Source organism: Pseudarthrobacter sp. NCCP-2145, assembly GCF_023708005.1.
Taxonomy (GTDB): domain Bacteria; phylum Actinomycetota; class Actinomycetes; order Actinomycetales; family Micrococcaceae; genus Arthrobacter; species Arthrobacter oxydans.
On record NZ_BRCG01000004.1, the window covers coordinates 214,036 to 226,660 of the forward strand.

Annotated in this window: 11 protein-coding genes; 4 read left to right on the forward strand and 7 right to left on the reverse strand. The window is 61.8% G+C overall.

The genetic code is table 11. The features are described from left to right. Position 1: 1 nt before the first annotated feature. Positions 2 to 865, reverse strand: a complete 864-nt coding sequence (gene rfbA, locus NFU08_RS05225) for a glucose-1-phosphate thymidylyltransferase RfbA (protein ID WP_251421158.1) — start codon at positions 863 to 865, stop codon at positions 2 to 4. Between the two features lie 108 nt (positions 866 to 973). Between rfbA and NFU08_RS05230 the strand changes: the two genes are divergently transcribed. Further along, entirely contained in the window at positions 974 to 2,137 is a 1,164-nt protein-coding gene (locus NFU08_RS05230; RefSeq protein ID WP_285835573.1) for an acyltransferase, read from the forward strand. A 137-nt stretch (positions 2,138 to 2,274) separates the two neighbouring features. Then, entirely contained in the window at positions 2,275 to 4,197 is a 1,923-nt protein-coding gene (locus NFU08_RS05235) for a hypothetical protein (RefSeq protein WP_251421160.1), read from the forward strand. A gap of 105 nt (positions 4,198 to 4,302) precedes the next feature. On the opposite strand, the gene NFU08_RS05240 is transcribed toward NFU08_RS05235, so the two are convergent. Genes NFU08_RS05240 through NFU08_RS05265 form a run of 6 tightly spaced genes read right to left on the reverse strand, consistent with a single transcriptional unit; the run spans position 4,303 to position 9,948 of the window. Then, positions 4,303 to 5,397 carry an NAD(P)-dependent oxidoreductase gene (locus NFU08_RS05240; RefSeq protein WP_251421163.1) on the reverse strand — a complete coding sequence of 365 codons (1,095 nt, stop codon included), beginning with the start codon at positions 5,395 to 5,397 and terminating at the stop codon, positions 4,303 to 4,305. Between the two features lie 24 nt (positions 5,398 to 5,421). Then, positions 5,422 to 6,309 carry a glycosyltransferase gene (locus tag NFU08_RS05245; RefSeq protein WP_251421165.1) on the reverse strand — a complete coding sequence of 296 codons (888 nt, stop codon included), beginning with the start codon at positions 6,307 to 6,309 and terminating at the stop codon, positions 5,422 to 5,424. A gap of 33 nt (positions 6,310 to 6,342) precedes the next feature. Next, entirely contained in the window at positions 6,343 to 6,759 is a 417-nt protein-coding gene (locus NFU08_RS05250; RefSeq protein WP_251421167.1) for a DUF2304 domain-containing protein, read from the reverse strand. Further along, positions 6,756 to 7,505 carry a glycosyltransferase family 2 protein gene (locus NFU08_RS05255; RefSeq protein WP_251421169.1) on the reverse strand — a complete coding sequence of 250 codons (750 nt, stop codon included), beginning with the start codon at positions 7,503 to 7,505 and terminating at the stop codon, positions 6,756 to 6,758. The genes NFU08_RS05250 and NFU08_RS05255 overlap by 4 nt, the downstream gene beginning before the upstream one ends. 5 nt (positions 7,506 to 7,510) lie before the next feature. After that, the gene (locus NFU08_RS05260; RefSeq protein WP_251421171.1) at positions 7,511 to 8,584 is read right to left on the reverse strand and encodes a glycosyltransferase family 2 protein; all 1,074 of its coding nucleotides are present in this window, start codon (positions 8,582 to 8,584) and stop codon (positions 7,511 to 7,513) included. A 47-nt stretch (positions 8,585 to 8,631) separates the two neighbouring features. Beyond that, complete coding sequence (locus tag NFU08_RS05265) at positions 8,632 to 9,948, reverse strand: hypothetical protein (RefSeq protein ID WP_251421173.1); 1,317 nt, start codon at positions 9,946 to 9,948, stop codon at positions 8,632 to 8,634. Positions 9,949 to 10,249: 301 nt separating this feature from the next. Here NFU08_RS05265 and NFU08_RS05270 point away from each other — a divergent pair, with 301 nt between their 5' ends. Further along, the gene (locus NFU08_RS05270; protein ID WP_251421242.1) at positions 10,250 to 11,554 is read left to right on the forward strand and encodes a D-alanyl-D-alanine carboxypeptidase family protein; all 1,305 of its coding nucleotides are present in this window, start codon (positions 10,250 to 10,252) and stop codon (positions 11,552 to 11,554) included. Between the two features lie 71 nt (positions 11,555 to 11,625). After that, positions 11,626 to 12,624 (forward strand): dTDP-glucose 4,6-dehydratase, encoded by a 999-nt coding sequence (gene rfbB, locus NFU08_RS05275; RefSeq protein ID WP_251421175.1) that lies wholly within the window; start codon positions 11,626 to 11,628, stop codon positions 12,622 to 12,624. Position 12,625 lies beyond the last annotated feature (1 nt).

Here is a 12,625-nt window from a genome sequence, read left to right on the forward strand (position 1 = left end):
GTCACTCATCCAGGAGTTCCAGGAGATAGGAGCCGTAACCGCTCTTCACCAGCGGCTCTGCGCGGCGGCGCAGGTCGTCATCGGTGAGGAAACCCAGTCGCCAAGCGATTTCCTCCGGTGCGCCAATCTTCTGGCCCTGCCGGTTTTCCACCGTTCGAATGAAGTTTGATGCGTCGCTTAGGTCATTGAAGGTTCCGGTGTCCAACCAGGCGGTTCCGCGAGGCAGGATTTCTACCTGAAGATCACCGCGCTCCAGGTAGACCTTGTTGACGTCGGTGATTTCAAGCTCTCCGCGCGCAGAGGGCTTGAGTCCCTTTGCAATGTCGATGACGTCGTTATCGTAAAAATAGAGGCCGGGGACCGCGTAGTGGCTGCGCGGGCTAGCGGGCTTCTCCTCAAGCGACAGAGCCTTGCCGTCCTTGTCGAATTCCACCACACCGTAGGCTGACGGATCCTTGACCCAGTAGCCGAAGACGGCGCCCCCTTTGATGTTCGCGTGCCGGCGCAACTGCGTGCCCATGCCTTGGCCGTAGAAGATGTTGTCTCCCAGGACAAGGGCAACGGTGTCGTTGCCAATATGGTCGGCCCCGAGGATAAACGCCTGTGCAAGGCCGTCCGGGGTGGGCTGCTGGACGTAGGAGAGATTCACGCCAAACTGCGAACCGTCACCAAGCAGGCGCTGGAACTGTTCCGCGTCCTGGGGCGTCGTGATGATGAGGATGTCCCGGATACCTGCCAGGATTAACGTGGACAGAGGATAGTAGATCATCGGCTTGTCGTACACCGGGACCAACTGCTTGCTGATGCCAAGAGTGATGGGATGGAGCCTGGATCCGGTGCCTCCGGCAAGGATAATTCCGCGCATTAGTCCATCATTGCCGCAGCTTTGGCGCGGGGCAAACCGGGGCGTTAAGCCCGGCACGGTAGAATTGCGTGTCAGTGTCCTTTCCAATCAGCCGAACCCGGAGCCCGCGTGTCATCAGTTAAAGCCCCTGCAGGACTCCTCCTGGGCAAGCCGCTCGATCCCCGGAACAACAGCCTCAACCTCATCCGGCTGATCCTTGCCCTGGCGGTGTTGGTTCATCACAGCTGGCCGTTGACAGGTGCGGCTGACGAGCCTGTGTTTGCTGGTGAGACCTTGGGCGGATGGGCGGTTTCGGGCTTCTTTGTGATCAGCGGCTACCTTATTACAGGCAGCAGATTCAGTCATGGATTGGGCGATTATCTGGTCCACCGCATTGCCCGGATTATGCCGGCATTCATCGTATGCCTGCTCACGATGGTCATTTTTTTCGCGCCTATAGGCTACATCGTTGCGCGGGGAAGCCTTTCGGGTTATTTCAGCACCGCAACGTCGCCGCTGAACTTCCTCATTTCCAACCTCACCCTGAAGATGAACCATTACGACATCGCAGGGACACCGCTTAACGTCCCCTACGCCGGGGCGTGGAACGGCTCGCTGTGGAGTCTCTACTACGAGTTCCTGTGCTACCTCGTAGTGGCCGCTCTTGGCTGCTTTGCGATTTTCCGGAAGTCCCCGTGGTTCCTGACCCTGATTTTCGCCGCTTCTGTCGTGGCGCAGGCGAATATTGAGGTCATCAGCAGGTACACCAACGGGAATTTTGATGTAGTTCTTCTGCTGAAGCTCCTGCCGTTCTTCCTCGGTGGTGCCGTCCTCTTCGTTTGGAAGTCCCGCATTGGGATCCACTGGGCTCCGGCCGTCGCCAGCCTTGTCGTGTCCGTGCTGATGGTTTCAGCTTTTCCGCTGTGGGGCGGCCAGGCTTCCGGTGTTTTGATTGCCTACGGTACCCTCTGGATTTCGACCTGGCTTCCGCAGCCCAGGCTCATCGCCAAGAACGACGTCTCCTACGGTGTTTACATCTATGCCTTTGCGTTCCAGCAGCTACTGGCGGTCTTCGGGGGCTACGAATGGGGACTTGTCCTGTTTTCCTTGGCTGCCGCGGCGCTCACCATCCCGACGGCGATCGCCAGCTGGGTTTGGGTTGAGCGTCCCGTAATGCGCAGGGTCCGCAGCAAGGACCACCGACCAAAAGCTGCGCAGGTGGAGAAGGCGGTGGCTGCCTTGCCTCCCGTGCAGGCGGCCGCAGAGGCTGATACTGTCCGTACGCCGTCGTGACCATTGTGCAAACCCGGCGCGGCTCTCAGCGTCGCGATTCTTACCGTACCGGGATTGGCCGCAGCGGCTGGTTCCTTCCAACGCCGCGGGGGCCCAGACCACTCACCATGCTGAGGGGAGCCGCAGCATTTGCCGCTGTGGCCGCCGTCGTAATCGCCCTGCGCCTTTCCGGTTTCCTGACCGGTGGCTGGACCATCGGCCTTCTGTTGGCCTGCGTGTTGGCACTCCCGACAGGCCGGACGTTCTCGGCGCGCATAGCGCTTTCGCTTAGCGCCCTGCTGGGGCTGGTTCCATTGCTTTGGTGGGTTCCCTCAGGATTCGGGCCGCTGGGTCGCGGAACGCTTGTGCTGGCCGGAGCAGCGGGTGCAGTAGCGTTCGTGGTGTTCAGTGGCGGAGTCAAGGCGGGCACCCGCCGTCTCATCCCGCGGTTCTCATGGCTCGATTGCTTACCTGTGACCGCAGCAGCGCTGTCGGTCTGGGTCCACTTCAACCTGCTGTCGGTGCGTGCTTACGAAAAGGCCCTGAGTCTTCTCACATTGAATTGGGACAACGCTTCCCATTTCGATATCTTCCACATGCAGCGGCTTTATGGTCGGGTTGTGCCCCTGTTGGGTGCTTCTCCTGATGGAAGTGGCTGGTCCTTCAAGGACTACCCGCAGGGTTTCCACGGAGTGGTTGCCATCTTTGCGGAACTGAAATTTGCCAAGCCAGCCGGGACACCCGCGGAGGAGTTGGTGAATTACGCCAACGGAAGTGCTCTCGTCTCCGTCCTGGTGACGGCGATGGTTCTTGCCGCGTTGGCAACGCTACCTGCGTTCCGCCGCCAGCCTCTCATTAGTCTTCCGGCATTGATAGTGGTGGCGGCAGGTTGGATCTTCGGTCCTGGATCGTCGGCCTCGCTCCACGGCTTCCCGAACTTTTTTCTGGCAGTAGGGCTCGCGTCTGTGGCGATCGTGCTGGCAGCCGATATGGCCCGGCCCCTGCGCATTCCTGTGCTGGTGTCCATGGTGGCATGCGTGGTTGGGGTGGCCCACAACTGGGTGCTCCTTGAGGTGCTGGTGCTGGGCGCGGCAGTAATGGTGCTGCTGCCGTGGGACCTGCAGCGATGGCGCACCACCCGCGGCGGTTTCCTTTTCGCGGTTGGAATGACGCTGGTTGGAGTCGTTGGCATTGGCTTGGCACTGGGCCAATTGGCAGGGGTTTCAACAGATGCGGTCCTGTACGGCGTGGGCGGGGTGCCGATCCCGGATCTAGGCCAGTTGGCCGTGATCGTCTTTGGCACCATGGCCTTTTCCATCCTTGTGTTCACGAGGTCGTCTCGGCCCTCGAACGGTATCCTGCAACGGCTGCGTTGGTCCTTTACAGGCTTAGCTGCCGCACTGGTACTTGCGATCGGCATGGCCGTGGCGCAGCTGGTCAAGGGCGGGACGCTGACCTATTACTCGCACAAGCTAGGGATTGCCTTGTTCCTCGCCGGGCTCGTGACGCTCGCATTGGTCCTGGCCGCCTTTCTGGAAACCCTTCGTCTACGCACCCAGGCAGAACCTGCGGACGGCGGAAACGATGCGGCTGCTGCCTCTCCACGGAGCTCCTGGCGGCTCAGCGGAGCCGGTTCCGTTACTGCTTCCGCGCTGGCCGCTGTTGCGGCAACACAGGCCTTCGGCTTCACCTTCCCGCTGGCTGCTGAGGGGCTTCCGCCTTCGTCCCCCTCGGCGGTGGCCATGGCAAAGGAGCTAAAGGTGCTCGAAGAAGTACCGCTCCCCGTGGAGATGCTGATGACGGCCACCATGGGCCGCGTCGGCCAGCCGGCAGTCTACGTCACCACAAGGCCCACCGACATTGACGCCATCCTGGCTAAGCAGTGGTATGACGGCCTCACTGCCACCTACACCGAAAGGAGCTGGGAGCTTTCTTTGAACATGTTCGAGCTCAGCGGTGGCCCGGACAACCTGAGACTTGTGGTGAACAAAATCATGAAAGCGGACCCAACAGCCCTGATCATCGTGGATCCCGAGAATCAGGCGGCACTCAATCACATCCTGGCAACTTTGGAAGACTAAGCACGCAGGGCACTTCGCCATCCCGGTGCTTCGGGTAGCGCACCAAACGAAAACGACGGCGGCACCCTCGGGTACCGCCGTCGTCTGCTGTCCTGCCAGCGCAGCTCAGTAAGGCTGAACGTCCGGCTGGGCGTTAATCCACGTGCTGAGCCGTTCAATGCCCTGTTCAAGGTTGTACTGGGGCTTCCATCCCAGCGTTGCCTTCGCCGCTTCGATGTCAGCCCAGGCGTGCCGCACATCGCCCTGGCGGTACTGGCCGGTGACGTGCGGGTCGGGCGCGCCGTAGCGGGCCGCAATGATCTTGGCGGCCGTGCCGATGGTCTGGAATTCGCCGGAGCCGATGTCCATCGGTTCTCCCTGGACGGTGGGGGAGAGGGCGCCGGCGACGATAGCGGAAGCGACGTCGTCAATGAGGACGAAGTCGCGGCGGACCTCGCCGTCCTCGTACAGCGGAATGGACTTGCCGCCCATGGCCATCCGGCAGAACAAGCTCATGATGCCTGTGTAGGGATTGATGAGGGATTGACCGGGTCCGTAAACGTTCTGGAGACGCAAGATCACCGTCTCAACGCCGTAGGACTTGGCCCATGCCTGGAGGATGTTTTCCTGGGCAAGCTTTGTGGCGCCATAGACGCTGACCGGGGCGGGGAAGGTCTCGGAGGCCTTCATGGCCGCAGGCGTGGCATTGGGGAAATCCCACTGGGCTTTATCCAATGTTGCGCTGGTGCGCTGTCCGGGGTAGAACCTATGACCTTCGGCATCGTCCCAGGGGCCTTCGCCGTAGACTGCGCGGCTGGAGGACAGGACAATTCGCCGGGGAAGCTTGCCGTGTCGGTTCAGGCCGTCAAGCATCTGCGACGTGCCCACCACATTCACGTGTGCGTGGCGCGTGGACTCCTCCAGCGACTGCCCCGTCCCGGTCTCGGCGGCGAGGTGGATGACGACGTCGGGCGCGACGTCTGCGAGGACCTTGTCCCAGGTCTGTGCTTCGGTAATATCAGCAACCACCAATTCGGCGCCTTCGTTGAGCCCTGCGGGCCGCTCGCCGGAAGCATGGATCTGCGGGTGCAGGTTATCCACCACGACTACACGGCCGAAGCTGGCCACGAGGTCGCTCGAGATGGCGCAACCGATGAAGCCGGCGCCACCGGTTACCAGGACCGTTCCCTGGGGCTCGGCTTCGGGGGTGGTTGTTGTCATGATGGGCCTTTCTGAAGCTGACATCTAGTTACCGAACGTGTGGCTGAGTAGGACCTTCGCAGCCGGGAAGTTCCTACTGCTCAGGGCCTTCGGCAGGAGGGCGAGGGCGTGGGCGCGGGACGTCAGGCGCAGATTCGCCGCACGTGAGGCTTTGGTCCAGCCATTGAGTTTTGCCTGCTCTGCCGACACCGCGAAGTACTCTCGTTCGCCGGCAAAGCGGGACCCGTCAACCAGTTTGGTGGAGGACGCACTTTCCGAGTGGCGGCGGTACGCAAAGCACACCGTGGGTTCGAGAAGGAGCTGGTCACCGCGGTAGACCATGTCCATGACAAGGGCGAGGTCCTGGATGATGGGGAACCCGGAGCGGAAATCAACGGCGCGGATTTTGTCGGTGCGGAAGGCGAGTGAAGGCCAGTAGAGCCAGTCGCCATGCATCAGGTTGACGGCAAGGGATTCGCCGGAAAGGAGGCGCGGCCCCTGGGTGCGGGGCCGCACAAGGTGCTGCTTTGTGATGTCCACCAGAGTTCGCACCACGGTGCCGTCGCCATCGATGACGCGGACGCCAGGTTGGATGATGGCTGCCTCGGGAAAGCGCTGATGCGCCGCGTTGACCACCCTGACGTAGTTGGGCAGGAGGATATCGTCGCAGCCCAGAATAACCATGACGTCCTCGGTGGCGAGGCCGACGCAGGTTTTGTAGTTTTCAGTAATTCCGGCGTTTTGTTCCTTGCGGATGTACTTGACCCGGGGGTCGTCGATCGAGGCCATGTACCGCTGGATTTCGTGGTCAGGGTAAGCGTCGTCCACCACAGTCAGGAGCCAGTCGTCAGAGTCCTGTTCGAGGACGCTGCGGACCGTCTGCTTCATGTAGTCCGGGTCGCCCCAGTAGGGGATGAAAATATCAAGTGCCATAAGAAATCCAATGCGTTTTGGGACAGGGCGGGATTAGCCGCGGTCAAAAGGAGCGGGCTCATTTGCTGTTGCGTTCCGGGAAGGCCCGCCCAATTCGGCGTCCAGCCTTGCTTCCAGCCGTTCGATGTGGGTGCGCAGGATAGCTGCTTCCTCGGCCAGCGTGCGGGTCTCATCTTCCACCACTGAGATTTCCCACGACAGGTGCAGGCAGACGCCCAGCGCCAGCAGTATGGTCATGGAGAACAAGAGGTTGGACGGGACCTGGACGCCCAGAAGCCGGGCTGTCTGAGCCAAGAGCTGGGGGAAGGCCGCAAGAACCAGTGTGGCCAGGCCGACCACCAGCCAGAGAGCCGCATACTTCTCGCGGAGCTTTTTACGGCGGAGCATCTCCACGACGAGGACGACGATGACGAGGGCAAGTATGAAAGCAGCCAGAACGGGCAAGATCATGCACTTTCGAGTTGTGGGGAGGTTGTTTGGATCTGCGAACGACGCCGGGTCAAGGCGAACAGGAGCGCAAACACCGACCGGCCGAGGTAAATGGCGGATTTCAGCGGATTGTGGCTCGGCGTACCGCCCTGGCGCGCACGCATCTCCACGGGAACCTGGGTGATGACGCAGCCGGACCGGATGGCTACAACCAGGGAATCGATGGTGTCGCCCAAATACTCGGCCGGGTAATGGTCGATGAACTGATCGATGCCACGGCGGTTGGCCGCCTTGAACCCGGAAGTAACGTCCGTGAGGCGGGTATGGGCAAGGCCGGAAATGACCTTGGCGAGCAGGACCATGGCCCAGCGCCGCGGACCGGTAACTTTATAGGTGCCTCGGTCCGCGAAGCGGGCGCCGATGGCAATGTCCGCATCCGCCAGGGCAGCCAGTACCCGGGAAATTTCCTTGGGATCATGCTGGCCGTCCGCGTCCACTTGGATGACGGCGTCGTATCCGTTCCGCTTTGCGTACTTGAAGCCGGCCCGCATGGCCCCACCCACGCCAAGGTTGAAGGGGAGGTCCAGCACTACGGCTCCTGCTTCTCCTGCCACGGCAGCCGTGTTGTCCTGTGAACCGTCGTTCACAACAAGCACGTCATAGGTCTCGCGCAGCGCCAGCACCTCGCGGACGGTATTGCCAACGGACTCCGCTTCGTTCCACGCCGGCATAATCACGAGGGCGCGGGTGTAGGGGGGGATTGACATAGGTACTAATCTATACCAGAACCGCTGCCCGGGGTGGCGGGCGGCGTCGCTGCGGGCATCTCCGACGAGGACGTTTGGGGCTTGCCCACCCCGTATGCGGTGCGGATATGCCGCAGGTAGAGATAGGCGTATACGGAAGGCGCCAGCTTGAGCAACGCGGCGCCCGCGCCAATGACCTTGTGCACCGCAAGGGTCCGGAAAAGCATCCGCCAGCCAAGATCCTTACGGCACTCCGCCACCGTGGCGGCAGCGGCAGACGAACCGCTGCCGCGGGCGATCGCGCTTTGGGCCACAAGCAGGATGACCAGCGAACGCATGCAGTCGTAGGCGGCACTGTATTTGCCCTCCTTGAACCGCTGGTCCAGATGCTCGCTCAGGTGGTTCATGGCTACGGTGGTGTCGGCCACTGTGGGAACCCGGCCCCAGGTCAGGGAAGAATCCATGATGTAGTACCGGTAAACCGGGATATCGATCGATCGGACCCTGCGGGATATCGAGTGCAAAATGACGTTGACCGCCATGTCCTCGAACCGGGCGGCGCCTTCGGCGAAACGGACCTTACTGAACAAATCCCGTCGGTACAGCTTGTCCCAGGGGAACGGAGTGAGCTCATCGCACATGGCCAGCCGGCAGGCTTCTGGTCCGTCGAATTCCCCGAGCGCACGCGAGGCATTGCGCGTTTCCGTGCCGTCCGACTGCACCACGATCCGGCCCCCCACCACCAGGTCCACATCCGGCGCGGTGGCTGAATGCATGGTTTCGAGGAACTCCGGCAGATACTGGTCGTCGCTGTCGATAAAGCTGACCCAGGATCCCCGGGCCGCATCCAGACCGGCATTCCGCGCTGCCGATACTCCGGCATTGGAAGGTAAGGCGATCACCGTCAGATTGCTGAACTCCTCCCCGAGCTTCCTGGCCAAATCCAGCGTTCCGTCCGTGGAGTGGTCGTCCACTAAGACCAGTTCGAAGTCTGGGTCCGTCTGGGCCATGACACTCCGTACCGCCCGTTCCAGGAAACCGGCGGCGTTGTATGCGGGCAAAATCACTGTGGTCCGCGGACTGTCGGAATTCTTCGTCACAGGTTTTCCTTTGTGAGGCGAGGTAGGCAGAGGAGGGCGGAGTCGGGTCAGGCGGGGGAAGCAGCGGCTGATTTGCCGAGACGCACGATCGAAGTAACGTGGATAACCGCTCCCACGGCCGGCCCTGCCGCGAGGGCCACTGCCGCCCGAATGGACAGCGGCAGCGGCAGCAGGAGGCAAAGCACGCTCACCACTGTGCCACTGACCCAGCCTGCGGAGTAGCCGCCGTGCTTGCCCACCGCAAGGGTTGCGGTGCCGGTAAGCGTCAGGACAGCCATGAGCGCGGCGTCGAACGTCAGCGTAGCCAAGAGCCAGGCCGGTACTTCGTATTTGCCTGGGAACAGCAGCTCCATGAGCCAAGGGCCGAGCAGTCCAGCTGCTATAGCGCCTGCCACACCTACTGCCAGGAACAGGGCAGCAGGTTTGAACAGCGCGTGGACCCCGCGGTCGCGCTGGTTGACGAACGCGGCAATCGCCACACCCTGAAACGCCTGGAGCGGAACCATGATAGGCGCCCTCGTGAGTTGGATGGCGAGGAGGAGCCCGCCGGCCGAGGCCAGTTCCTGCGCGCTGCTGGTGAAACTCAGGATCACAGGGAAGCCCACGATCAGAGCAGCGGTGGCGCTTGAGGAGAGCATGGCGTGGCCGGTCTGCTTCATGTACGCCGTGCGGGGCACATCGGCACGGGAAACTGCGGCGTGACGTGCCGCTGGTGAGACCAGGAGGAACACCAGCCAAAGGACCGCAGCCAGTGCACAGGCGAGCTCAAGGCCCAGGAGTCCGACGCCGAGCAGCGCCACGGTTCCTACGGTCGCCAAACGGAACACCGCCTCAGCGCTCATCAGCTTGGAATAGAGGTTCCAATCCTGACTGCCGGCGGAAGCGCCTGCAAGCGCGGAATGGCCAGAATAGGCGACTGCCGCGCCGGCAAGGGCAGGCAGGAGCCAGGGGGTGTTGCCGCCGAGGACGGACGGTGCCCACAGCCAGGAGGATGCCAGGATAATGGCGGCCAGGATTGTCCCCACCAGGACGCCGTTGGCCAATACCGAAGGGTGCTGTTGTGCACTGCCAGGGACTCCGCCGTGGGTTTCTACCGAGCGAACAGCGCGGGTGGTTTCACTCTGGATGCCAGAGAGCACTCCGAAGATGCCGAACAGTGCGCCCCAAAAGACGCTGAATTGGGCATATTCCGCGGGGCGGAGGTGGTTGCCTGCAATCACCAGGATGATGAACCCTGCAGCCGCGGCGGCGATGGAGGCGGCGCCCACGCCGGACGCGCTCCTGGAGCTGATAGTCCGTTCACTGGCAGCGTCCGGCTCCTCCGACGGTTGTGCGGAGGCGGGCTTCTTCCAAGGCAAATTCATTGAGGGCTTTCCGTGGCGACGCGCCACCTGGCTTTCCCAGGTGCCATTCGATCTTACGGTAATGCTCTAGTCGCGCTCCCAGCCCTCGTGCGCGACAAACACGGCGACAACCGGGCCTTCGCGGACAGGCGCTGCAAATGAATACGCTCTTGGGAACCCGGTCGAAGAAAAGATCTCTCCGCTGATCGAGTCCGGCCCACCGGCCGGGCTATAGAATCACCTCCACGAGCCGACACAGCACCTGCCCTGGTGATGGTGGTCCGTCTGGAAATTCTCTATTCCATCAAGCAGTCAGGTGAACATGAAGCACATTCGGGTTCCCGCTCTATCAATGGTCTTCACCGTCCTGTGTCTCCTGTCCGGCCTCTTGGTAGGCGCCCCAGGTTGGGCTGCCTCACCGATCCAGGACAAGTATCAGGCAGTCGGGGGACCGGCCGGCATTCTTGGTGCCGCTATCGGTGGAGAAAAGTGCGGGCTTGCGGGAGGAGGTTGCTACCAGGACTACCAACGCGGCCAGATCCACTGGACGCCTGCGACCGGAGCCCGCGCCACGTGGGGTGCGGTCGGCACACTTTGGCAGCAGCAGGGGTGGGAACAAGGCCGCCTCGGATACGCGGTCACGGATGAAGTGTGCGGGCTTGTCAGGTCGGGCTGCTATCAGAGCTTTCAGGGCGGTCAAATTCATTGGTCCCCTGCCAGCGGTGCGCAGCAGACGGTCTGGGGGGCAATCAGAAACAGATGGGCAGGCGGAGGCTTCGAATCCGGTCCGCTGGGTTATCCGGCGGCCGCCGAACGATGCGGTCTCAGGGCAGGTGGCTGCTATCAGGCCTTCCAGGGAGGTCAGGTCCATTGGGCGCCGGGCATTGGCGCCTATGCCACCGGGGGTTCCATTGATTACGTGTGGGGAACCCTGGGATGGGAGAACGGGCGTTTGGGCTACCCCTTGACCGAAGAGGTCTGCGCCGGTGATGCCGGCTGCACCCAGAATTTCCAGGGCGGCACCTTGGCCTGGCTCCCTTCTACGGGCGTGACTGTCACTTTCAACCAGCCGGGGGAGTACCAGCGGGTCATCAACAAGCGCAATCCACTCTCACCCATCGACTATGCGCCGTCCGACATGGTGAACGTCGGCGGGCAGGCACTGCGCTATCAGGCAGCACTGGGGTTCTGGCAATTTTCCGATGCTGCAAGTGCCTCGGGCGTGCCAGTGACCGTAGTCAGCGCCTTTCGGAGCTACGCCACCCAGGCGTCCCTTTACAACAGCTACGTGGCGATGTACGGGCAGGAACGCGCAGACACAATCTCAGCTCGGCCCGGATTCTCCGAACACCAAAGCGGACTTGCCGTCGATATCGGGAATCCCGGTGGAGTCTGTGGGCTCCAGGAATGCTTTGCCCACACAGCCGCCGGACAATTTGCGGCAAACCGTGCCCACGAGTTCGGCTTTATCGTCCGGTACCCCGCAGGTATGAGCTACTGGACCGGCTACGCCTATGAACCTTGGCACCTCAGGTATGTCGGAAAGGACGTAGCTATGGACATGCACCGCCGTGGCATCGCCACCCTGGAGCAGTACTACGGATACTCGCCTGCACCGGGTTATTGAGTCAACGTTGATGGGGACCTGACACCCGGACCGATGACATTGGACCAAGGGCCAGCCGGTAACCTAAGAATATGTCGCGACTCCTCGTAACCGGCGGTGCCGGGTTCATTGGCTCTAATTTCGTCCACTACGTTTTGGAAAATACGGATGACCACGTCACCGTGCTGGACAAGCTGACATACGCAGGGAACGTGGAATCTCTCCGGGGCCTGCCGGACGAGCGCTTTGAGTTTGTCCGCGGCGATATCGCTGATGCACAGTTGGTGGACGGAATGGTTGCGAAGGCAGACGTTGTGGTCCATTACGCGGCGGAGTCACACAATGACAACTCGCTGCATGATCCCCGCCCGTTCCTTGATACGAACATCATTGGTACGTACACGCTGATCGAGGCTGCACGGAAGCACAACAAGCGTTTCCACCACATCTCAACCGACGAGGTGTACGGCGACCTTGAGCTCGATGACCCGGAGCGGTTCACCGAGCAGACCCCGTACAACCCGTCCAGCCCGTATTCCTCCACGAAGGCCGGCTCTGACCTGCTGGTGCGCGCCTGGGTCCGTTCCTTCGGGCTGCAGGCGACCATCAGCAACTGCTCAAACAACTACGGCCCATACCAGCATGTGGAGAAGTTCATCCCGCGCCAGATCACCAACGTGATCGACGGGATCCGGCCCAAGCTCTACGGCAAGGGCGAGAACGTCCGCGACTGGATCCACGCCAACGACCACTCCTCGGCCGTGCTGGCCATCATCGCCAAAGGAAGAATCGGCGAGACCTACCTGATCGGAGCCGACGGGGAGAAGAACAACAAGGACGTTGTTGAGCTGATCCTGAAGCACATGGGCCAGGCCCCGGACGCGTACGATCACGTCGTCGACCGACCGGGCCACGACCTGCGCTACGCCATCGATTCCACCAAGCTCCGCGACGAACTCGGCTGGGAACCCCAGTTCTCCAATTTCGACGCAGGTATCGAAGACACCATCGCCTGGTACCGCGAAAACGAAGACTGGTGGCGCCCGCAGAAGGCCCAGACCGAAGCCAAGTACAAGGAACAGGGCCAGTAGG

What these genes read in the sequence shown, in the direction of transcription:
- NFU08_RS05270 (WP_251421242.1), top strand. Translation starts at nt 10,250, where the DNA reads ATGAAGCACATTCGGGTTCCCGCTCTATCAATGGTCTTCACCGTCCTG.
- NFU08_RS05245 (WP_251421165.1), bottom strand. Translation starts at nt 6,309, where the DNA reads ATGGCACTTGATATTTTCATCCCCTACTGGGGCGACCCGGACTACATG.
- rfbA (WP_251421158.1), bottom strand. Translation starts at nt 865, where the DNA reads ATGCGCGGAATTATCCTTGCCGGAGGCACCGGATCCAGGCTCCATCCC.
- rfbB (WP_251421175.1), top strand. Translation starts at nt 11,626, where the DNA reads ATGTCGCGACTCCTCGTAACCGGCGGTGCCGGGTTCATTGGCTCTAAT.
- NFU08_RS05265 (WP_251421173.1), bottom strand. Translation starts at nt 9,948, where the DNA reads ATGAATTTGCCTTGGAAGAAGCCCGCCTCCGCACAACCGTCGGAGGAG.
- NFU08_RS05255 (WP_251421169.1), bottom strand. Translation starts at nt 7,505, where the DNA reads ATGTCAATCCCCCCCTACACCCGCGCCCTCGTGATTATGCCGGCGTGG.
- NFU08_RS05250 (WP_251421167.1), bottom strand. Translation starts at nt 6,759, where the DNA reads ATGATCTTGCCCGTTCTGGCTGCTTTCATACTTGCCCTCGTCATCGTC.
- NFU08_RS05240 (WP_251421163.1), bottom strand. Translation starts at nt 5,397, where the DNA reads ATGACAACAACCACCCCCGAAGCCGAGCCCCAGGGAACGGTCCTGGTA.